Source organism: Streptomyces peucetius (assembly GCF_025854275.1).
Classification (GTDB): domain Bacteria; phylum Actinomycetota; class Actinomycetes; order Streptomycetales; family Streptomycetaceae; genus Streptomyces; species Streptomyces peucetius_A.
The window spans coordinates 3,895,912-3,915,309 of record NZ_CP107567.1; the positions used below are offsets into that span (position 1 = coordinate 3,895,912).

The following is a 19,398-nucleotide window of genomic DNA, read 5'->3' on the forward strand; positions in this document are numbered from 1 at the left end:
CCCCCGCAGGCGCAAGCTCTCGCTCCTGGTCACCGGCACAGCAGACCGTCCCCTTCGTGAACGGCCCCGGCCTATGGAAATGCATGGCTTTGCCCTCTTCGCCGCCGTCCTCGCCCTGGCTGCTGCCGTGGGGCTGGTGGCCACGTGGCTGCGGCAGCCGCTGATCGTCGCGTTCATCGGCGTGGGCATCCTCGTCGGGCCGACGGGCGTGGGGTGGGTGGAACCGGAGGAAGCCCTCGAACTGCTTGCTCAGCTGGGTATCGCGGTGCTGCTGTTCCTCGTGGGCCTGCGGCTGGACCTTCACCTGATCCGCACCACCGGGCCGATCGCCCTGGCCACGGGGCTGGGGCAGGTGGTGTTCACCTCGGTGATCGGCTATCTGATCGCCATTGCCCTCGGTATGGACACCGTCACAGCGATCTACGTCGCGGTCGCGCTGACGTTCTCCTCCACGATCATCATCGTGAAGCTGCTGTCCGACAAACGGGAGCTGGAACAGCTTCACGGCCGTATCGCGGTCGGGTTTCTCATCGTCCAGGACATCGTCGTCGTCCTGGTGATGATCGCTCTGACGGCCGTCGGTCAGCAGTCCGGGGACGACGTGGCCTCCGACATCCTCGGCGTCTTCGCCAAGGGCCTGGGCCTCCTCGCCGGCATTGCGGTCCTCATGCGCTGGGTGCTGCCCTGGCTGCTGCACCACATCGCCCGGTCGCAGGAGCTCCTGGTCCTCTTCGGTGTCGCATACGCCGTGCTCGTCGCCGCGGTGAGCGACTGGCTCGGCTTCAGTACCGAGGTCGGCGCCTTCATAGCAGGGGTCTCCCTGGCGACGACCCCGTACCGCGACGCGCTGGGCGCCCGCCTGGTCAGCCTGCGCGACTTCCTGCTGCTATTCTTCTTCCTCGAACTCGGAGCCCGGCTGGAGTTCACCAACGCCGGTCAGCAGATCACCGAAGCGGCGATCTTCTCGGTCTTCGTCCTCATCGGCAACCCCCTCATCGTCGTCGCGATCATGACCCTCATGCGCTACCCCGTCCGCGTCGGCTTCCTCGCCGGCCTGACCGTCGCCCAGATCTCCGAGTTCTCCCTCATCCTGGCCACACTCGGCCTCTCCCTCGGTCATATCACCGGAGCGACCGTCAGCCTGATCACGGTGGTCGGTCTGATCACGATCGGCGGTTCCACCTACCTCATCCACTACTCCCACCAGATCTACGCCCGCCTCGAACGCTGGCTGAACAAACTCGACCGGACCGACCGCCGCAAGTCCGCCGAACCCGCCGGTGCTCATGCGGATTACGACGTCATCCTCTACGGCCTCGGTCGCTTCGGCGGGCTCCTCGCGACCGAACTCGCGCAGGCCGGCCACCGGGTCCTTGCGGTCGACTTCGACCCGCACCGCGTGGCACGCAACGTCCGCCCCGGTGTCACCGCCGTGTTCGGCAGCGCGGAGGACGTGCACTTCCTGGAGAGCCTGCCGCTGTCCCGCGCCCGCTGTGTGGTCAGCGCCATTCCATTGCTCGACACCAATAGAGCGCTGCTTCACGCACTGCGTCATCACGAGTACCGGGGCAGGACAGCACTCACGGCCCACACGCCACGCGATGCCGAAGCGCTCCAGGCGGAGCCCGGAGCGGATCTCGTTTTCCAGCCGTTCGTCTACGCCACGACGAGTGCCGTCGAGGCGCTGCGTAATCTCCTGGGACCCGAGGGCGGGACCGACGGCGACAGACGGGGCTCAGCCTGACCATCGGGGCGCAGTGGTCCGCGCAGCATCCTGGTCACAGCCGTGGAGCAGGCCGTGACCACTGCGGTTGTGTCATGGAGCTCAGACGGCAGTACGCGGCGCGGGCGTGCCGCAGACGGGCGTACAGGGTGCCCACACCTGCCGCGAGGAGGAGCAAGCCGAGCCGCTTCCAGTCGTCCTGGACGGCCCAGGAGAACCGGCCCAGCGGTGGTAGGGCGAAAAGGCTGAAGAACGCCCAGCAGACCAGTGCGGTGCCGGGGGCGGCGGTGAGACGCGCGGACAGCCCCAGCACGGCGCAGAGCGCGCTCAGGGCGACAAGGTCAAGCCAGGGGTCGCCCTGGTCGTCGAGCAGATTGTGGGCCGCGATCACCGTCGGTGCGCAGACCGCAGCGGCGAGCCACGTCACCGATGTGTGCACCGGCTCCGGCACCGGCCTCGGGCCGACACCGATCAGCCTCCACTGGATCACCTGCCCGCTCCTTCACGTATGCCGATCCTTCATCAGGGCCATCGACATGATGCACGGACCGCGCAGAACCGATCGCCCGCGTTGGCGTAAAGAACGTGCCCGTCGCGGCTCGAGTTCGGCGACTGTCACAAAGCGGCCAAGGGTGGCCCTCCGGCCAAGGAGATGCCCGTGCCCTTGGCGTGCCGGCACCAGCCGGCATGAGGGAATTTATGGCGAATCGGGCATTTCGGTGCCCAGGTAAAGTAATTGCCAAGACGGCATCCCTATATGACTCGTCTCTGAATCCGCGTCATTCATGGCCAAGGAGTTCCGCTGTGCCCGCTCCGCGTATGAGCAGTACGCCACTGCCCGGGATCGGGGTCCGTTACGACCTCACGACCCGTGAGGATCGCCGCCTGTCGGTGGTTGCGCACCGCGAGGGCGGGCGCATCCTCAGTGCCTACCGCCGTGACGATCCCGACGAGTGCGCCCTGGCGGTGAAGCTGACGGCCGGTGAAGCGGAGGCGCTGATCGACGCGCTGATGCCGTCGCACCACAGTCCGAACCTGTTGTCCACGACGGACCTGGGGCTGGTCGCGGAGCGGGTCGAGTTGTCGTCGACCTCGTACTGGAACGGCCGGCACCTGGGTGACACGCGGATGCGGACCGAGACGGGCGTCTCTGTCGTGGCCGTCCTGCGGAGGGCCGAGGCCATCCCCTCTCCGGGGCCGGAGTTCCGGCTCTCCGGCGGGGACACGCTGATCGTCATCGGCACCCGCGAAGGCGTCGATGCCGCCGCGGCGATACTCAACAGGGAGTGACCGTGCACTCGTCCGCCATCTTTCTCATCGAGTTCGGTGCGATCATCCTCGGCCTCGGCCTGCTCGGCCGTATCGCCGGACGGCTGAAGTTCTCTCCCATCCCGCTCTACCTGCTGGCCGGCCTCGCCTTCGGAAAGGGCGGGCTGCTGCCGATGGGCGCGAGCGAGGAGTTCGTGGCGATCGGCGCCGAGATCGGCGTCATCCTGCTCCTGCTGATGCTCGGTCTGGAGTACACCGCCAGCGACCTGGTCTCCAACCTCAAGACGCAATACCCGGCCGGTCTGGTCGACTTCACTCTCAACGCCCTGCCAGGCGCCGGGATGGCGTTGCTGCTCGGGTGGGGGCCGGTCGCCGCCGTTGTCCTGGCCGGCGTCACCTGGATCTCCTCGTCCGGCGTCATCGCCAAGGTGATGGGTGACCTCGGCCGTCTCGGCAACCGCGAGACCCCGGTCGTCCTGAGCATCCTGGTCCTCGAAGACCTCGCCATGGCCGTCTACCTCCCCATCATCACCGCCCTACTGGCCGGGGTGAGCCTGGCCGCCGGCAGCCTCACCCTCGCCATCGCCCTCGGCGTCGCCGGACTGGTGCTGTTCCTCGCACTGCGGTACGGACGGGTCATCTCCCGCTTCGTCTCCAGCGACGACCCCGAGAAGCTCCTCCTCGTCGTCCTCGGCCTCACCCTGCTGGTCGCCGGCATCGCCCAGCAGCTCCAAGTCTCCGCAGCCGTCGGCGCGTTCCTCGTCGGCATCGCCCTGTCCGGCGAGGTCGCCGAGGGCGCCCACAATCTGCTCAGCCCCCTCCGGGACCTGTTCGCGGCCGTGTTCTTCGTCTTCTTCGGCCTGCACACCGACCCGGCCAGCATCCCGCCCGTCCTGCTCCCCGCTCTCGCCCTGGCCGTGGTGACGGCCGGCACGAAGATCGCCACCGGGTACTTCGCGGCCAAGCGCGCGGGAATCTCGGCGAAGGGCCGCTGGCGTGCCGGTGGCACGCTGGTGGCACGCGGCGAGTTCTCCATCGTCATCGCGGGCCTCGCCGTCACCGCGGGCATCGAACCCGCCCTCGGGCCGCTGGCCACCGCCTACGTTCTGATCCTCGTCATCATCGGCCCGCTCACCGCCCGCTACACCGAGCCCATCGCCACACGGCTCACCGGCCGCAACCGCCGCTCCGGTATGGAGGGGGGAGGCGCTCCGCCGAAGGAAGAAATGCTCCACCCAGTGGAAGACGGCACCGGCGGCCGGGCGTGATCACGGCATGGGCGAGGAGTCCTGGGCAACGTGCACAGGCCGCGGCACCGTACTTGTCCTGGCGGCTGTGGCGATCTACCTCGGCAGATGCCTGGGTTCGCCAGGCATCTGCCCCGGACCCTGAACCGCGTCACGGCCCGCAGGCGGGGAGCGAAGAGCATCCCGTCTCCAGCGCCGCCGTTCTCACTCTTCTGATCGTGACGTGGCCCCTGAGCGCACCGTTCCTTGCTTGGCGCGTCAGCGCCGGGCAAGGCGGCCGTCCTTGAACGTGACGACGCAGTGGGTCAGTCCGCGCCCAGGAGTTCCTCCCTCAACCGGCCGCGATGATCGCCCCCGGTCGTCCGAACCCGATTACCCTCCGTCTGGATCACTGTCACCACACCATCAGCATGGCGTTCTCCACCGCACCGCACTCGGTGCACACCACCGGACACCGCTCCGCCGGATCACCCGCGTGCATGCATACGCGCCCTCCCGGCCGCCTGGAACGGGAGACGTCACCCCTGCTGTCGCCTTCAACCGGTAGGTGTGTCATGGGGCAGGGGATCGCCGGTTTCGCCGAGCCAGCGGGCGAGCTTCCCGCGCCGTCCCACGGCCCGTAGCCGCCGTTCGGCCGCGTCGCGTACGTCCGGTGTCGTGATCAGCAGGAGCTCGTCTCCGGCACGCAGGACGGTGTCCGGGCGGGGTACGAGGGTGGTGCCTTCACGCAGGATCAGCGTGAGCACGGTCGGGGGCGGGAGGCGGAGTTCGAAGGCCGCGACGCCGTGGAGCCGGGACTTGTCGGGAACGGTGAGGGTGAGCAGGTCGGCGCCCAGGACGTCCAGCGGCGCGGTCTCGACCTGGGCGTCCCGCAGTGCGTCGGCGCGGGTGAGGCGGAGCAGGCGGGCCATGGCCGGGAGGCTGGGGCCCTGGACGAGGGTGAACAGGACGACGAGTACGAAGACGATGTTGAGGAGCCGGTCCGCGTCCTCGACGCCGGCGACGATGGGGAACGTGGCGAGGACGATCGGAACCGCGCCGCGCAGCCCGGCCCAGGACATGAACGCCTGCTCGCGCCACGGCAGCCGGAAGGGAAACAGGCACACCAGGACGGAGACGGGCCGTGCGGCCAGCAGCAGCACGAGCCCGACGACCACGGCGGGGAGGACGGCGGCGGGCAGTTCGCTGGGCGTGACCAGTAGGCCGAGCATGACGAACAGGCCGATCTGCGCCAGCCATCCGGCGCCTTCCGCGAAGGAGCGGGTGGCCGCGCGGTGCGGGAGCTTGGCGTTGCCGAGAACGAGGCCGGACAGGTAGGCGGCGATGATGCCGCTGGCGCCCGCAGCGCCACCGGCTGCGAAGGCGACGATGCCGAAGCCGACGGTCGCCAGTGGGTAGAGCCCGGTGGCGGGGAGCGCGATGTGCCGCAGGGCCGCAGCGCCCAGCCGGCCGATGACGAGCCCGAGCAGGGCGCCCACGACGAGTTGGTAGAGGACGTTGCCTGCGATGTGGGCCGGGTCGGGAAGGTCCGCGGCGGCGGTGCTGAACACCAGGACGAGGATGATCGTCGGTGCGTCGTTGAATCCGGACTCGGCCTCCAGCAGGCCAGTGACCTTCTGCGGGAGCGGCAGGGCGCGCAGTACGGCGAAGACGGCGGCGGCGTCGGTGGAGGACACGATCGCGCCGAGCAGCAGGGCCAGGTGCCAGTCCATGCCGAGCAGCCAGTGTGCGCCGGCCGCCGTGACCAGGACCGACAGGGCCACGCCCGCGGTGGCCAGGAAACCGGCCGGCAGCAGCAGCCGCCGGACGTCGCTCCACTGGGTGGTCAGGCCGCCCTCGACAAGGATGACGGCGAGTGCGGCCGTGCCGAGGGACTGGGCGAGCGCCGCGTTGTCGAAGTGCAGGCCGAGGACGTCCTCGCCGATCAGCACGCCGACACCGAGGAACAGCAGCAGGCTGGGCAGCCCGAGGCGGTTCGCGGCCCGGGCGGCGGCGATGCTCGCGAGCAGCACCACGCCACCTACCAGGAGGGTCAGGTACAGCTCCTGGAGCGTCACCCGGCCACTCCTCCTCGCCCCGTCCGGATCAGCACGATCGCGGTGAAGTCACCGTGGCGGGTCGAAGAGGTGTCCGGCGAGGCCGGCGGCCACGATGCCGGAGGCGAGCAGCAGTCCATTGGGCAGGATGATCCCAATCGTGAACGCCACCACGGCCAAGGCCGACACGAACCATGCTGCCTTTCGCCCATGCCGGCGCCGCCGGTACTCGCGCGGAGCGCGAGGCCGCCCGGATTCCACAGCAACGAACGCAGGGTCGTTCCGGTGGCTCCTGGCCGCAGGGGACTCCGGCGGCCGGTCGTCGAAGCTCGCCATCGCTCCTCCTCCTCCGCCACGGCACAGCGACCGTCCACGTACGTTCTGCGAGCGGCCGACTGCGCTCCATGCCCCACGTGTGCTCCTCCACCGGTCGTGCCACCTTCGCTTCCATGCTTCCGGGCACGGCGGCTGACGGGTATCGGGGCCGGCACCCATTTCCGCAGCGTGTACGGAGATCTACGATGGGTGCTGCCACCGATGGACGCATGCCCCGAGCGCTGTGACGCTGAGCGTATGGGTGAGGATCAGAGGCACGTTCCGGCGAACCGCGAAGAACCTGGACGTCAGCTTCCACTCCCGCCCGGCATGTCCCTGTTCTGGCGGGTGTTCCTCCTCAACGCCGTGGTTCTGGTGGCAGCGACGACGGCGCTGCTGCTCGGCCCGGTGACGGTGTCCACGCCCGCGCTCCTCACCGAGGCGATCGTCCTCGCCACCGGACTGGCCGTACTACTCATCGCCAACGCGCTCGTTCTGCGCGTCGGCCTTGCGCCGCTGGCACGGCTGGCCCGCACGATGACCACCATCGACCTGCTCCGCCCGGGCCCTCGCCCCGCCGCCGGCGGTCACGGCGAGATCGCCGAGCTGATCGCCGCCTTCAACAGCATGCTCGACCGGCTCGAAGCCGAGCGCGCCGCCAGCTCAGGCCGCGCGCTGTCGGCACAGGAAGCCGAACGCCGCCGCATCGCCCAGGAACTCCACGACGAGATCGGCCAGACCCTCACCGCCGTCCTGCTGGAGCTCAAGGGCGTCGCCGACCGCGCGCCCGAGCCGCTCCGCGCGGACCTCCACGAGGTCCAGGAGACCACCCGCAACAGCCTCGACGAGATCCGCCGCATCGCCCGCCGCCTGCGCCCCGGCGTCCTGGCAGAACTCGGCCTGACCAAGGCCCTGCGCGCCCTGGCCGGGGAGTTCACCGGCCCCTCACTCAAGGTCCGCCACCACATTGATCCCGACCTGCCGCCCCTGAACGACGAGACGGAACTCGTCCTCTATCGCGTCGCCCAGGAAAGTCTCACCAACGCCGCCCGCCACGCCCACGCCCGCAACGCCGATGTCCGGCTGCGCCACCTGCCCCGAGCCGTCGAGCTCCGCGTACGCGACGACGGGCACGGCATCCGGCAGGCCCCCGAAGGCGCCGGCATCCGCGGCATGCGCGAGCGCGCCCTCCTCGTCAACGCGAACCTCGAACTCGGCCCCGCCCCCGGCAGCGGCACCGAAGTCCGCCTGACCGTCCCCGTAACCGAACGGAACACACCGGCATGACCGCACCGACCGCACCGACCCGCGTCCTGCTCGCCGACGACCATGCTCTGGTACGCCGCGGGGTGCGCCTCATCCTGGACAGTGAACCCGACCTCACCGTCGTCGCCGAAGCCGGCGACGGCGCAGAGGCTGTCGAAGCCGCCCGCGCCCACCGGCCCGACCTCGCCATCCTCGACATCGCCATGCCCCGGCTCACCGGCCTCCAGGCCGCCCGCGAACTCGCCCGCCGCCTTCCCGGCATGCGCATCCTCATGCTCACCATGTACGACAACGAGCAGTACTTCTTCGAAGCCCTCAGCGCCGGAGCCTCCGGCTACGTCCTCAAGTCGGTCGCCGACCGCGACCTCGTCGACGCCTGCCGCGCCGCCATACGCGGCGAATCCTTCCTCTACCCCGGCACCGTCAGCACCCTCGTCCGCAGCTACCTCGACCGCGCCCGCGAGGGCGAGGACCTGCCCGCCAAGCCCATCACCGACCGAGAGGAAGAGATTCTCAAACTCGTAGCCGAGGGCCACACGTCCAAGGAGATCGCCGGCCTCCTCCACATCAGCGTCAAGACCGTCGAACGCCATCGCGCCAACCTGCTGCAGAAACTCGGCCTCCGCGACCGCCTCGAACTCACCCGCTACGCCATCCGCGCCGGCCTCATCGAACCCTGACCCCGCAGCCAGCCGCTCGAGGGCCGTCCGTCACGGTCCACCGCCAGCAGCGCCGGCAAGCGCTGCCCAACAAACAAGCGGGCCGCATCCACCGCGTCGTCGTCCGTGCTCACCGTCGGATACGGCTCCGCCATCGTCCTGCCTCACTCGCGCCCCAGCAGAGGCAGCCAGTCCAGGTACCGGCTCTCGACCCAGCCAGTGGTTCCACTGGCGCGGTCGTATACCTTGAGGTATCCATCGCAGCCACCTCCGTCCGCTGCCGCGTGAGCATCCGGGTCGGTGCTCCGGCCTCGCAAATAGCGTGGACGTACGACGGCGAGCCGCCGGCTTCGGCCACTGGGGGCAGACCGGAGCGGAATGCGGCGAGCACCGCAGTAGTTGAGAACATCTCCTGAACGCACGGAGCGCCCTGGTGCCACCGCGGAGCAGGGGACGGGCGTCCACCAAGCCGTCCACAACAGGCCCAATGGCACAGCAAGCAAGCTGGCAACGATCGCGATCGTGAACGGGCTCGTCCTGCCGAACATCAGACTGGTGATCCCCGTCGCGAGACCGATCAGCAATACCAGCAGACCGGCTGACACCCACGGCCGGGGAGGCTCGTCCTCAGCACGCATCACACAGCCCTTTCCTGGCTCTGCCCTTTGGAGGAAGGCGCAGCAGCGTACCTCGCCATAAATGGCTGAATTCAGGCTAATCCAGCACCCACGCCACTCCGATGCGTGTCGGTGACTCCCGCCCCGAACTCGACCATCTCGCGCCACGCGTGGACGTCGACCCGTACGCGCTCGCCGACGTGATGGACGACGACTCGGGCAGTGACGGCACCGGCCGCAACTTCCCCGACCTCTGTGCCCGGCTCGCTGCCCAGACAGGCCACGACCGCGCCGCCGCCGAGCTCTGAACCGTCGGCGGGCCCGACGCCGGCAGACGGGGCTTGGCCTGATATCGGATGCAGTGGTCCACGCGGGCACCTGTCGCCTGATCGGGCCGTCTACGGCGGGTCGTCATGCAACCCCTTAGGGGTGCTTGCTGTGCTCGGCTCGATCACACACAGGGCACGTGACACGCCGAGCCGACGCTGTGCGGGCAGGCCCGGGACCCACTGGTTCTGAGACTTCTTCCTTGCTCATCCGCACGTGTTCCTTGCACACCGCTACGCCGCATTGCTGGCAGACCGCTACGGCTGGAGTGGGCTCATCGCACTCGTAGCAGTTCATCTCGAAGCTCCCTTCCTCGCTGCCCTTTCCGACCTCGAGCAGGCGCAGGGCTTGATCGGCCTGATACGGGTACCCGTCGATTCCAGATAGCACCACTGCGCACCGGGAGCAGCCATGGCCAGCGCCGACAGCCCGCAGGACCGGCCCGTCATCGCCGGTGTCGACCGCGGGCCCCACCAGGATGATGTCGTACGCTTCGCGGCCCGCGAGGCGGCACTGCGGCGGCGCCCACTACTGATCGCGCACGCCATCGACCTGCCCCTGCCCGGAGCATCCCCCTCGGACCAGGAGGGGAGCGGCTCCGCCGCTGAGGCCGGGGCACGGCTGGTCGATCATTACGAGCAGCTGGCCCGCAAGGAGTCACCTTCCCTCTCCGTCGCAGGGGAGCTGCACATTGGGCATGCGGCGGCCACCCCGATCGAGCGCTCAGCGGACGCCGAGATGATCGTGGTCGGCCACCGGGGCGGTGGTGGGTTTCCACGGCTGCCGCTCGGCTCGGTGAGCTGGCAGGTGGCCACGCACGCCGAATGTCCTGTCATCGTCGTGCGCCCTGACGGCACTGAGGACCTGCCGGACAACCGTGTCGTGGCTGGTGTGGACACCGATGAAGCTTCCCTTCAGGCGCTGGACGTGGCCTACGAGGAAGCCGCGCTGCGTGACGCGCGCCTGGACATTGTCCACTGCGCAGTCCACATCGCCACGTCCCCCGCCGCGGCAGTCACCACGATGCCGGTTGATTTCCCCGTGCCCAGGGGTGGGCCGCAGGAGTTCTTCGACGAGGAACTGGCCAAGCGTCGTGAGCGGTATCCCGATGTGGAGGCAAATTTCTGCATGAGGCACGTGCCGCCTGCCCCGCAACTTGTTGAAGCCTCCGGCAATGCCTGTCTTCTCGTTGTCGGCTCGCGTCGGCGCACCGGGGTGCGAAGGTTCCTGCTCGGCTCGGTCAGCGGTGAGGTGCTGCACACCGCGCACTGCCCGGTCGCTGTGGTTCCTGTCCATGGCGACGCCTGATCTCGTCGCGGGCTCGCGCCGACACGGGGGGAGTGAGAGGGAGTGCGGCTGTGGCCACGAATGAGCGGCGGTCCTTGGACAGGCAGGATGGCTACCTGCCCATCGCCGACCACGGGTTGATCGGGGACGGTCGCGGCTCGGCCCTGGTCGGTCGCGACGGCGCGATCACCTTCATGTGCGTACCGCGCTTCGACTCGCCGCCCTTGTTCTGCGGCCTGCTCGACCGGCGCCGTGGCGGCCGCTTCCTCATGGCTCCGGATGACGTCCGGCACAGCACCCAGCGATACATTCACCACAGCGCGGTCCTGGTCACCGAGATGCGCACGCCGACCGGCATCGTCGAAGTGACCGATGCCTTCGCGCTGCACCCGGCGGCGCGGCTCGAGACGAACGGCCGGTCAGGGACCGGAAGACTGCTCCGCACCGCTCGCGTCACGCACGGCGAGGTGAATCTCCACGTGTCCCTGCGACCTCGGGGAGGCGGACGGGTCACCCGCGCACCGCACGGCTGGCACGTGCAGTGCACGGCGCAGCAGCTGCCTCTTCACCTCACCTGCTCCCATGCCCTTGCCGGGCTCGACAGCACCATCGACATGACTGCCGGAGACCAGCTCTCACTCACCCTCGGCTGGGAACCCACCACCAGCCCCGGGAACCACGACGCAGTCGACGCGGCTATGAGGCAGACCGTACGGGCGTGGCAGCGCTGGTCGGCCCACGTCGTACAAGCTGTGCCGCAACCCGAACTGGTACGACGCTCCGCCATCACCCTGAAGCTGCTGGACCACATGGACAACGGCGCCATTGTCGCAGCCCCCACCTCCTCACTGCCCGAGTGCATCGGCGGAGCGCGCAACTGGGACTACCGCTACGTCTGGATCCGCGACGCGGCATACGCGGTCTTCGCGCTACGCCGCATCGGTCTGCCGCAGGAGGCCGGGCGCTTCCTGCACTGGGCTCTGAGCACCGCCCAGTGGCAGGAGCAGCCCCTCGTCCTGTACGACGTCGACGGACGCCCCCCTGCCCCCGAGAGGATCGATCACGACTTGGAGGGCTACCGCCGCTCACCACCGGTGCGGTGGGGGAACGCCGCCGCGGAGCAGATCCAGCACGACATCTACGGGGAGATCCTGGACTGCGCGTTCCAGTGGTCCGCCACCGGCGGCACGCTGGGCAGCGAGCTCTGGCAGCGCCTGGCCCACCTCGCCCAGAAGGCCCGAACCGCATGGAGCACACCCGATCACGGTATCTGGGAGGTAAGAACCCCCGGGCGGCCGTTCACGTACTCCGCCGCCATGTGCCAGGTCGCCCTCGACCGCGCCGCCCGTCTCGCGCACCGCCTTCACCTCCCGGGAGACGCCGATGCGTGGGCCAAGGAGGCCCACCACCTCACCGAACGCATCCTGAAAGAGGCGTGGGACGACGCAACAGGAGCACTGACCGAACACCTGGGCACGGGCGGAGCCCTGGACAGTTCACTGCTGGCCCTTCCCCTGCGGCGCGTCCTACCGGCCGACCACCCCCGAATGATCGCAACCACGCGCGCCATCGCCGACCGGCTCGGCGCCGGCCAGGGACTGCTTCACCGATACCTTCCGCAGCAGTCCCCCGACGGCATCGACCAGCCCGAAGGCGCATTCCTGCTGTGCAGCTTCTGGTTGGTCGACAACCTGGCCGGCCAGGGCCGCATCGACGAAGCCCACCAGCTCTTCGACCGACTGTGCTCCTACGCGAACCCGCTCGGACTGCTGCCCGAGGAGATCGACCCCACCACAGGCATGTTCCTGGGCAACTTCCCGCAAGGGCTCAGCCACGTCGGCCTCATCTCCAGTGCGGTCGTCCTGGCACGCACCCTCCGCGGAGACCGACCGGAATTGTCCACGCAAGCGTGGTTCAGCTGACGCTACGGGGCTCCTGCCCAGCCCCTTCCGCAGAACCAGTGCTGCCGATGAACTCGCCGCTGAGTTTGCAGTGGATACGTCGAGCAGGCGGTGAACGATGTGCGACCAAGTGAGTGGTCGCAGCGCTACGGGCGCTCATCCTGCTGCGAGCCGCCAGTACCGCCAGCGTCACTCGAGTCGCCGGACGTTGCCGGCAAGTGGCCGCAGCCGTATCCGCGGTCCTGATCGCCGCTGCGCATGCACACGCTGACGGACTTGCTCCCTGGTTACAGGTGTGCGGCGATGGCGGGCATGAGGTCCTGGAACGTGCGCCCGTCCGCAGGGCTGCCGATGGCGGCCATCTGCCAGCCGGTCCCTGCACGGTGGACCTTGGCCATGACCTGGGCGGTGTAGCGGCCGCCGCCGGTGAGGGTGTAGCGGGCCAGCTCCTGGCCGGTGGTCTCGTCCAGCAGGCGGCAGAAGGCGCTGTCGACCTCCTCGAAGGTCTGGCCGGTGAACGAGTTCACCGTGAAGACGATCTGATCGATGTGTACGGGGACACGCTGCAGATCCACGATGATCGACTCGTCGTCACCGCCCTGGCCCGCACCGCCGACCCGGTTGTCGCCGGTGTGGCGTACGGAGCCGTCGTCGCTGGTCAGGTGCTGGAAGAAGACGACGTCCACGGGCTGCTTGTCGGCGAAGAGCACCGCCGAGGCATCCAGGTCGACCTCGCGGGCGGTCATGCGCGCGAGGAACCCCTTGCGGGGCGCGGACTTCCAGCCCAGTCCCATCCGTACGACGCTGAGCGCGCCGCCGTCGGACTTGCTCAGGCTGATCTGCTGGCCCTTGGTCAGGTTCACGGACATGACATGCCTCGCTGTTCGCTCGTGTGTGGTGGCTGTGGCCGGCTCAGGGCCGTGTGGGCCCGTCGCCCGTCGTGGTGCCGCCGCTGCCGTGCGGGCCGGTGTCGTCGACCTGTTGGCCCTGGATGACGCGGGGAGCCGACTGCTGTGTGCTGTCCGCCGTTTGCTCCTGTGCCTTCATCGCTTTGGCCTCGCTCTTGAGGATACGTGCCGCCTTGCCCGCGTTGCGGGCCAGGTCAGGGAGCTTCTTCGCGCCGAACACGATGAGGATGACGATCAGGAGTATCGCGAGCTCGCTGAGTCCGAACACCTGTTTCCGCTCTCTCGAAGTGCCCGCAGGGCCCTTGAATGGATCGTTGACGCACGGTGCCGCGCCTGAGTGCAGGTCAGACGTTGACGCCGAAGTCGGCGGCGATGCCTGCGAGTCCGGAGGCGTAGCCCTGGCCGACGGCGCGGAACTTCCATTCGGCGCCGTTGCGGTAGAGCTCGCCGAAGACCATGGCGGTCTCGGTCGAGGCGTCCTCGGAGAGGTCGTAGCGGGCGAGTTCGGCGCCGCCGGCCTGGTTCACGACGCGGATGAAGGCATTGCGGACCTGCCCGAAGCTCTGTCCGCGGGCCGTGGCGTCGTGGATGGAGACCGGGAAGACGATCCTGGCGATGTCGGCCGGTACGGCGGCCAGGTTCACCTTGATGGATTCGTCGTCGCCCTCGCCCTCACCGGTGAGGTTGTCGCCGGTGTGCTCGACCGAACCGTCGGGGCTGGTGAGGTTGTTGTAGAAGACGAATTGCTGGTCGGAGGCGACCTTTCCGGTCTCGTTCAGCAGCAGTGCGCTGGCGTCGAGGTCGAAGTCCGCGCCGGAGGTGGTGCGTACGTCCCAGCCCAGGCCGACCAGTACCGCGGCCAGGCCGGGCGCCTCCTTGCTCAGTGAAACGTTGCCGCCCTTGCCGAGGCTCACACCCATCTCGAATCCCTTCCCCATACGAGTCTTCGGATCGCCGGCCCGCGATGGGACCGATCAGAATCTACATCACTGTAGAAGGTGTGTGGCTCCCATGCGTGTGACTGCCCGGATTCCTCCGGTCGGGGTGGGGTGTCTCCAAACTTTTGGTGCTCGTACGCTCGCGCGGCCTGTGACGAACAGCCCAACGCTGAGGGAACGCCGGCCTACGGCGGCACCCCTTGCTCAGTACGATGAACCGCTCCAGCGCCAGGTGCGCGGGCCGGAGAGAACGGGAGGGAGACGGCATGACGGGCCAGAACCAGGGCGGCGGCCCTCAGCAACCTCGCCGACGGGGCCAGGGCGAGCTGGAGGGCCAGGTGCTGGCAGCTCTGCGTGAGGCGCCGGGGCCGGTGAACACCGCGTGGGTGCAGGAGCGGCTCGGTGGCGATCTCGCCTACACCACCGTCATCACCATCCTGACCCGGCTGCATGCGAAGGGTGCCGTCTCTCGTGAGCGCGCGGGCCGGTCCTTCGAGTGGACGCCGACAGCGGACGAGGCGGGGCTCGCCGCCCTGCGGATGCGGAAGGTGCTGGACGCGGAGGCGGACCGGGAGGCGGTGCTCGCCAGCTTTGTGACGGCGCTGCCTCCAGCGGACGAGCAACTGTTGCGGGACCTGCTGGCTCAAGCGACCGAGGAAGGGGAAGGCTGACCGTATGGGGGTCTTCGTCTTCCTTCCGCTCGTACTGCCCTTGAGCGCATGGCCGGTCGCGCGCCTGGCCGAGCAGCATCTGCATCCGCGCGCTGCCACCTGGCTGCTGTCGGCAGTCGCCGGCGTGCTCGCCGTGTGCAGCACGCTGTGCCTCGCGTTGCTCGTCGTGGTCGGTACGGCGCAACTGCCCGGCAATCCGCTGCCCGACGGCTGGTCCGATCCCGAGGTGCGGGAGGCGGTTCCGTACGACGAGGTCGCGGGCAAGGCGGCCATTCCCGCACTGATCGTCGTGCTCGCCTCGTGCTGCAGAACGGCATGGCGTCACCACCGTGTACGGAGCAAGGCCGCCCAGGCGCTCTCCGCGCTGCCGCAGCGTTCGGTGGCGGTACTGCCTGATCGCACGCCGTACGCGTACGCGCTACCCGGCAGGCGAAGGGACCGGGGCCGGGTCGTGGTCACGACCGGCATGCTGTCCGGGCTGAAAGCGTCCGAGCGCCGGGCGCTGTTCGCGCACGAGCGGGCCCATCTCGTCGGTCGTCATGACCGCTTCCTGCTGACAGTGCAGCTGGCTGCGCGGGCCAATCCATTCCTGAGGCCCTTGCGTACCGTGGTGACGTACACGGCGGAGCGGTGGGCGGACGAGGAGGCAGCCGCAGCGGTCGGCAGCCGGCGCGCGGTGGCACGCGCGATCGGCAAGGCAGGGCTGATCACGCGGGGGGCGCCCGTCGCGACGCTCGCCGGGTTCGCCGCCGTGGGACCCGTCCCGCGCAGGGTGGCGGCCCTGCTGGAACCGGCACCGGCGGCACACGTCTGGCCGCCGCTGTCGACCACGGTCGGCCTCGCCGCGTGGGGCGCCGCCGCCGGTACCACGGTCTCCGCCCTGTCGTCGGCGAACTCGGCGGTCACCTTGTTCTTCATCCTCAAGGCGGCCACGCCGCTGTAGCCCGCCGCGTGCTTACGCTGGAACTGCGGCGTCTCGTGCCGGCGACAGGGGGAACGACATGGCAGGCAGCCACCGTTTCCACCTCGACCAGGGAGGCCACTCCGTCACGGTCCAGCTCCGGCACGCACGCGGCGAAGTCGAAGTGCTGGTCGACGGCAAGGTGGCCGCGTACCGCAGGGGGCTCGGCAAGGCCCTTCCGTAGAGCCCCTCTGCAGCAAGCGGGGGTCACTGGGCGGGGCGGCGGGGTTCATCGGCTCCTGTTGCCCGGATGAACCTGGTGAGGGCGGTCGTGTACTCGTGTGGGTGGGTTACGTGCGGGATGTGGCCCGCACCCTCGAAGATCTGGCGCCGTGCTTGCGGCATGGCAACGGCCAGCCGTTCCAGGACCGTGGAGAACCAGGGGGGACTTGCGGTGCCGCGGCTCAGCAGTACGGGCACGGTGCAGGCGGAGAGCCCGTCGAGGTCCAGTACGGCCCAGGACGGGTCGGTCTGTTCGTCCAGCCACGTCTGGGCGTGGGTCACGAACGTGTCACGAAGGGAAGCGGGCAGCTGGTCCCACATGCCAGGGCCCAAGGCCACCTCCTCGACGAACAGGCGTGCGCCCTGCTCGTTCTCGGCTTTGCGAAGGTGGTCCATCGCCGAGTCGGTGGAGGCCATGGTCGGGCGCAGCTGTGCCAGGGAGTCCGGGTCGTCGGCCACGACCCCCACCAGAGGGGGCTCGTGAACCGTGATGCTGCGGAACAGCTCGGGCCGGCGTGCGGCCAGGCCGAGGACGATCGACGCGCCGAAGGAGTTTCCGGCAACGTGTGCGGGGGCGCGGCCGAGCAGTTCGATCAGCGCCGCCAGGTCGTCCTCGTCCTGTCTCCGGGTGCCTTGGCCCGGCACGTTGCCGCTCTTGCCATGGCCGCGGCGGTCGTACGTGACCACGGTGAAGGACGCGCGCAGGTCGGCTTCGACAGCGGGCAGCCAGCTCTTGTGATCGTTCCACGAGCCGTGGACGAGTACGAGTGGCTCCCCGTCTCCAACGACCTCGTAGTAGAGATTCACACCGTCGGCGCGTACCTGTGGCATGCCGCGAAACTCCTCGAAGGGAAGGGCGACGGGTTCCCTGGCGCCGCCACGCAGATCTCTATCAGCACCGTCCGGCGTCTCGGTCGCCGCCACGCCGCACCAGGGCCCCTCGCAGGCCGGGGCGTTGCGGATGCCCTGGTCCAGCGCCTTTCGATGCGCAGCTATGACAGTGCCGTCATTTCTCCTCAGTATCCACCGGTCGGCTGATCGCCACCTGCCTCCGCAACCTGTCGACCAACGCTGTTCCTGGAGATGAACGAAGCCGGCCTCAGAGGTCGAACTCGTGCGGCGGCAGGTCGAGGGTGTAGCAGGCTTCGCGGACGACGGCCTGCTCGGTCTTGTCGAAGTCGCCGTCGGCGCCGCCGATGACGATGCCGATCTGGATGACGGCGCGCGCCTCGGCGGGCTTCTTCTTCGCCTTGGCGATCTCCTGCATGACGCTGACCTTGCCGAAGTCGAAGTCGGCGGTCAGCTTGTTCAGGTTGTCGTCGAAGCGGCGCTGGAGGTCGTCGGCGGGAAAGTTCTGCAACACCTCATTGGTGGCGATCAGTTGCGCCACCCGGCGCCGCTCCGACGGGTCGATCGTGCCGTCGGCCGCGGCGACCAGGGCGCACATCGCCATGGAGGCGTCACGGAAGGCGCCGCTCTTCAGATCGTTCTTCTTCGCCACGAGCTGGGTCTGCATCGTCGATGCGGATTCCTTGATGCGGTCCCACAGGGCCATGAGAACTCCGTATGTGTCAGGGGCGGTCCGGGCCGGACGGGGGGCCGGCCCGGACCGCCATCTTCTTCTACAGTGATGTAGAAGTTACCAGGGTCGGCGCCGGCGTCTCAGCCTTCGCCGCCCTCGTCCTCGTCGCCTTCGAAGAAGTCGCCGACTTCGTCGACGACTTCGGCCGCGACCATTCCACCGACGACGCCGACCGCGAGGCCGGCCGCGCCCGCTGCGACGACGGTTCCCATGCCGGGGCCGGACCGGTGCCCATGACCCTCGTTGTGATGCTTGTCGTCGTGGTGGCCGCCGTGATGGGTGTCGCCGTGTCCGTACGAGGAGTGGCTGCCGTAGCTGGAGCGGTGCTCGACGAGGCGGCGCACCCAGCTGTCCACCTCGGCGTTCCAGTCGGTGTGCTCGATGCCGTGCTGGCTGACGGTGAAGCGGGTCAGTGCGTCATGACCGTCGGTGAACGGCCCGCCGCGCTTGTCGGCCTCCAGGACGACCTCCATGCCGCCCGGGGTCGCGAGGAAGGTCACCTCGATCTCGTTGACGGCGTGGGCGTACTGCGGCGGGGGTGTCAGCTCGATCTCCTGGTAGAAGGACAGCTGCTGCCCGGTGCCGCCGATGCGGCCGTATTCGAGGTCCGCGGACCTGAACCCGAAGCCGGTCTGGCCGAACGCCTCCAGGATCGCCTCCTGGACGGGCAGTGGCCGCACGGAGAGGGCGTCGAGGTCACCTTTGTCCTTGGCGCCGGCGACACCGAGCTCGGTGCGTACGCCGAGGACGATCCCCAGCGGCTGCCCGTGCAGCACGCTGATCGGGGTCTCCCACGGGAGCGTCACCGTGAACGGCACGCTGCGTTGCTCACCTTCGGCGAGGCGGAAGCCGCCCCCGACGCCGAACCGTTCGAAGACGACGGCTCCGTCGTGCTCCCCGTCGTCGGTCTCCGCCTCGACGCGGGCCACCAGCTCCAACGTGATGTGTTCGATGTCGAAGTCGGCGTTGCCTCCCCTGAGGTGGACTTCCCCGGTGAGGCTGCCGCCGGGCGGCACGGCGCCCGATGTCAGGATCGTGTCCACGGCTGGGCCGCCGACGCCGATCGAGCCGAGCAGGCGTTTGAACACCATCGTGGCGTTCACTCCTTCGTGATGCGTGGTGCTTGCGTAACGCCGCCGTCATCCCTTATCGGGGCGGCGGTCCGGTGACTACTTCGCTGCGCCCAGGGCGGCCAGCGCCTGCGCCCAGCGGACGTACTTGAGGTCGGCGAGGTCGGCTACTGTCTCGACGCCGAACGCCTCCTTGAGAAGCTCACCGTCCCGGTCCGACACCCCCTTGAGTGCGGCGACCGGTGCGGCAAGAACATCGGCGAGCGGCTTGTCCGCCCACGCCTTGTCCAGAACCTTGCCCAGATCGATCGACGTCACGGCTACCTCCTGAAGGGCGATCTTCTACATTCGCGTAGAAGCATAGGGGTGCTCGTATCGAACGAGGGGCGAATCCCGGCC

At 69.0% G+C, this 19,398-nt stretch carries 21 protein-coding genes; 11 read left to right on the forward strand and 10 right to left on the reverse strand.

Annotated features, from left to right (window positions below; genetic code table 11):
• The first annotated feature begins 79 nt into the window (after window positions 1-79).
• Complete coding sequence (locus tag OGH68_RS17870; protein ID WP_264245174.1) at window positions 80-1,744, forward strand: cation:proton antiporter; 1,665 nt, start codon at window positions 80-82, stop codon at window positions 1,742-1,744.
• 34 nt (window positions 1,745-1,778) lie between these two features.
• Here OGH68_RS17870 and OGH68_RS17875 read toward each other — a convergent pair whose 3' ends face one another.
• Complete coding sequence (locus OGH68_RS17875; protein ID WP_264245176.1) at window positions 1,779-2,213, reverse strand: hypothetical protein; 435 nt, start codon at window positions 2,211-2,213, stop codon at window positions 1,779-1,781.
• A gap of 329 nt (window positions 2,214-2,542) precedes the next feature.
• Here OGH68_RS17875 and OGH68_RS17880 point away from each other — a divergent pair, with 329 nt between their 5' ends.
• Together OGH68_RS17880 and OGH68_RS17885 are read left to right on the forward strand one after the other, a co-directional pair.
• Window positions 2,543-3,013: a cation:proton antiporter regulatory subunit gene (locus tag OGH68_RS17880; RefSeq protein ID WP_264245178.1), complete on the forward strand. Its 471-nt coding sequence runs from the start codon at window positions 2,543-2,545 to the stop codon at window positions 3,011-3,013.
• 2 nt (window positions 3,014-3,015) lie between these two features.
• Complete coding sequence (locus tag OGH68_RS17885) at window positions 3,016-4,260, forward strand: cation:proton antiporter (protein ID WP_264245180.1); 1,245 nt, start codon at window positions 3,016-3,018, stop codon at window positions 4,258-4,260.
• A 515-nt stretch (window positions 4,261-4,775) separates the two neighbouring features.
• Here the strand turns inward: OGH68_RS17885 and OGH68_RS17890 are convergent.
• Window positions 4,776-6,296, reverse strand: a complete 1,521-nt coding sequence (locus OGH68_RS17890) for a potassium/proton antiporter (protein ID WP_264245182.1) — start codon at window positions 6,294-6,296, stop codon at window positions 4,776-4,778.
• A gap of 624 nt (window positions 6,297-6,920) precedes the next feature.
• Between OGH68_RS17890 and OGH68_RS17895 the strand changes: the two genes are divergently transcribed.
• From OGH68_RS17895 to OGH68_RS17905, 3 genes are all read left to right on the forward strand, one after another.
• Window positions 6,921-7,877: a HAMP domain-containing sensor histidine kinase gene (locus tag OGH68_RS17895; RefSeq protein WP_264245184.1), complete on the forward strand. Its 957-nt coding sequence runs from the start codon at window positions 6,921-6,923 to the stop codon at window positions 7,875-7,877.
• Entirely contained in the window at window positions 7,874-8,536 is a 663-nt protein-coding gene (locus OGH68_RS17900; protein WP_264245185.1) for a response regulator, read from the forward strand. The genes OGH68_RS17895 and OGH68_RS17900 overlap by 4 nt, the downstream gene beginning before the upstream one ends.
• A 718-nt stretch (window positions 8,537-9,254) precedes the next feature.
• On the forward strand, window positions 9,255-9,440 hold the full coding sequence (locus tag OGH68_RS17905; protein ID WP_264245188.1) for a hypothetical protein: 186 nt from the start codon (window positions 9,255-9,257) through the stop codon (window positions 9,438-9,440).
• 115 nt (window positions 9,441-9,555) lie between these two features.
• Here OGH68_RS17905 and OGH68_RS36465 read toward each other — a convergent pair whose 3' ends face one another.
• Window positions 9,556-9,756 (reverse strand): DUF2180 family protein, encoded by a 201-nt coding sequence (locus OGH68_RS36465; protein WP_413471115.1) that lies wholly within the window; start codon window positions 9,754-9,756, stop codon window positions 9,556-9,558.
• 114 nt (window positions 9,757-9,870) lie between these two features.
• Between OGH68_RS36465 and OGH68_RS17910 the strand changes: the two genes are divergently transcribed.
• Window positions 9,871-10,767 carry a universal stress protein gene (locus tag OGH68_RS17910; RefSeq protein WP_264245190.1) on the forward strand — a complete coding sequence of 299 codons (897 nt, stop codon included), beginning with the start codon at window positions 9,871-9,873 and terminating at the stop codon, window positions 10,765-10,767.
• A gap of 74 nt (window positions 10,768-10,841) precedes the next feature.
• Window positions 10,842-12,668, forward strand: a complete 1,827-nt coding sequence (locus tag OGH68_RS17915; protein WP_264245192.1) for a glycoside hydrolase family 15 protein — start codon at window positions 10,842-10,844, stop codon at window positions 12,666-12,668.
• A gap of 266 nt (window positions 12,669-12,934) precedes the next feature.
• Here OGH68_RS17915 and OGH68_RS17920 read toward each other — a convergent pair whose 3' ends face one another.
• The 3 genes from OGH68_RS17920 to OGH68_RS17930 all read right to left on the reverse strand — a co-directional run bounded on the left by OGH68_RS17920 (window position 12,935) and on the right by OGH68_RS17930 (window position 14,475).
• Window positions 12,935-13,516, reverse strand: a complete 582-nt coding sequence (locus OGH68_RS17920) for a TerD family protein (RefSeq protein ID WP_264245194.1) — start codon at window positions 13,514-13,516, stop codon at window positions 12,935-12,937.
• A 43-nt stretch (window positions 13,517-13,559) separates the two neighbouring features.
• Complete coding sequence (gene tatA / locus OGH68_RS17925; protein WP_264245195.1) at window positions 13,560-13,823, reverse strand: twin-arginine translocase TatA/TatE family subunit; 264 nt, start codon at window positions 13,821-13,823, stop codon at window positions 13,560-13,562.
• A gap of 76 nt (window positions 13,824-13,899) precedes the next feature.
• Window positions 13,900-14,475 carry a TerD family protein gene (locus tag OGH68_RS17930; protein ID WP_264250145.1) on the reverse strand — a complete coding sequence of 192 codons (576 nt, stop codon included), beginning with the start codon at window positions 14,473-14,475 and terminating at the stop codon, window positions 13,900-13,902.
• A 284-nt stretch (window positions 14,476-14,759) separates the two neighbouring features.
• Here OGH68_RS17930 and OGH68_RS17935 point away from each other — a divergent pair, with 284 nt between their 5' ends.
• Genes OGH68_RS17935 through OGH68_RS17945 form a run of 3 tightly spaced genes read left to right on the forward strand, consistent with a single transcriptional unit; the run spans window position 14,760 to window position 16,309 of the window.
• Window positions 14,760-15,164 (forward strand): BlaI/MecI/CopY family transcriptional regulator, encoded by a 405-nt coding sequence (locus tag OGH68_RS17935; RefSeq protein ID WP_264245198.1) that lies wholly within the window; start codon window positions 14,760-14,762, stop codon window positions 15,162-15,164.
• A 4-nt stretch (window positions 15,165-15,168) separates the two neighbouring features.
• Window positions 15,169-16,107 (forward strand): M56 family metallopeptidase, encoded by a 939-nt coding sequence (locus tag OGH68_RS17940; protein ID WP_264245199.1) that lies wholly within the window; start codon window positions 15,169-15,171, stop codon window positions 16,105-16,107.
• 58 nt (window positions 16,108-16,165) lie between these two features.
• Window positions 16,166-16,309, forward strand: a complete 144-nt coding sequence (locus tag OGH68_RS17945) for a hypothetical protein (RefSeq protein ID WP_264245200.1) — start codon at window positions 16,166-16,168, stop codon at window positions 16,307-16,309.
• Window positions 16,310-16,332: 23 nt separating this feature from the next.
• Here the strand turns inward: OGH68_RS17945 and OGH68_RS17950 are convergent, their stop codons facing one another.
• From OGH68_RS17950 to OGH68_RS17965, 4 genes are all read right to left on the reverse strand, one after another.
• The gene (locus OGH68_RS17950; RefSeq protein WP_264245203.1) at window positions 16,333-17,178 is read right to left on the reverse strand and encodes an alpha/beta fold hydrolase; all 846 of its coding nucleotides are present in this window, start codon (window positions 17,176-17,178) and stop codon (window positions 16,333-16,335) included.
• Between the two features lie 268 nt (window positions 17,179-17,446).
• Window positions 17,447-17,902 (reverse strand): tellurite resistance TerB family protein, encoded by a 456-nt coding sequence (locus OGH68_RS17955; RefSeq protein WP_264245205.1) that lies wholly within the window; start codon window positions 17,900-17,902, stop codon window positions 17,447-17,449.
• 107 nt (window positions 17,903-18,009) lie between these two features.
• The gene (locus OGH68_RS17960) at window positions 18,010-19,020 is read right to left on the reverse strand and encodes a sporulation protein (RefSeq protein WP_264245207.1); all 1,011 of its coding nucleotides are present in this window, start codon (window positions 19,018-19,020) and stop codon (window positions 18,010-18,012) included.
• 78 nt (window positions 19,021-19,098) lie between these two features.
• Complete coding sequence (locus OGH68_RS17965) at window positions 19,099-19,317, reverse strand: hypothetical protein (RefSeq protein ID WP_264245209.1); 219 nt, start codon at window positions 19,315-19,317, stop codon at window positions 19,099-19,101.
• Window positions 19,318-19,398: the final 81 nt, after the last annotated feature.

What these genes read in the sequence shown, in the direction of transcription:
- OGH68_RS17870 (WP_264245174.1), top strand. Translation starts at nt 80, where the DNA reads ATGCATGGCTTTGCCCTCTTCGCCGCCGTCCTCGCCCTGGCTGCTGCC.
- OGH68_RS17880 (WP_264245178.1), top strand. Translation starts at nt 2,543, where the DNA reads ATGAGCAGTACGCCACTGCCCGGGATCGGGGTCCGTTACGACCTCACG.
- OGH68_RS17895 (WP_264245184.1), top strand. Translation starts at nt 6,921, where the DNA reads ATGTCCCTGTTCTGGCGGGTGTTCCTCCTCAACGCCGTGGTTCTGGTG.
- OGH68_RS17900 (WP_264245185.1), top strand. Translation starts at nt 7,874, where the DNA reads ATGACCGCACCGACCGCACCGACCCGCGTCCTGCTCGCCGACGACCAT.
- OGH68_RS17905 (WP_264245188.1), top strand. Translation starts at nt 9,255, where the DNA reads ATGCGTGTCGGTGACTCCCGCCCCGAACTCGACCATCTCGCGCCACGC.
- OGH68_RS36465 (WP_413471115.1), bottom strand. Translation starts at nt 9,756, where the DNA reads ATGAACTGCTACGAGTGCGATGAGCCCACTCCAGCCGTAGCGGTCTGC.
- OGH68_RS17910 (WP_264245190.1), top strand. Translation starts at nt 9,871, where the DNA reads ATGGCCAGCGCCGACAGCCCGCAGGACCGGCCCGTCATCGCCGGTGTC.
- OGH68_RS17920 (WP_264245194.1), bottom strand. Translation starts at nt 13,516, where the DNA reads ATGTCCGTGAACCTGACCAAGGGCCAGCAGATCAGCCTGAGCAAGTCC.
- OGH68_RS17930 (WP_264250145.1), bottom strand. Translation starts at nt 14,475, where the DNA reads ATGGGTGTGAGCCTCGGCAAGGGCGGCAACGTTTCACTGAGCAAGGAG.
- OGH68_RS17935 (WP_264245198.1), top strand. Translation starts at nt 14,760, where the DNA reads ATGACGGGCCAGAACCAGGGCGGCGGCCCTCAGCAACCTCGCCGACGG.
- OGH68_RS17940 (WP_264245199.1), top strand. Translation starts at nt 15,169, where the DNA reads ATGGGGGTCTTCGTCTTCCTTCCGCTCGTACTGCCCTTGAGCGCATGG.
- OGH68_RS17945 (WP_264245200.1), top strand. Translation starts at nt 16,166, where the DNA reads ATGGCAGGCAGCCACCGTTTCCACCTCGACCAGGGAGGCCACTCCGTC.
- OGH68_RS17950 (WP_264245203.1), bottom strand. Translation starts at nt 17,178, where the DNA reads ATGCCACAGGTACGCGCCGACGGTGTGAATCTCTACTACGAGGTCGTT.
- OGH68_RS17955 (WP_264245205.1), bottom strand. Translation starts at nt 17,902, where the DNA reads ATGGCCCTGTGGGACCGCATCAAGGAATCCGCATCGACGATGCAGACC.
- OGH68_RS17960 (WP_264245207.1), bottom strand. Translation starts at nt 19,020, where the DNA reads ATGGTGTTCAAACGCCTGCTCGGCTCGATCGGCGTCGGCGGCCCAGCC.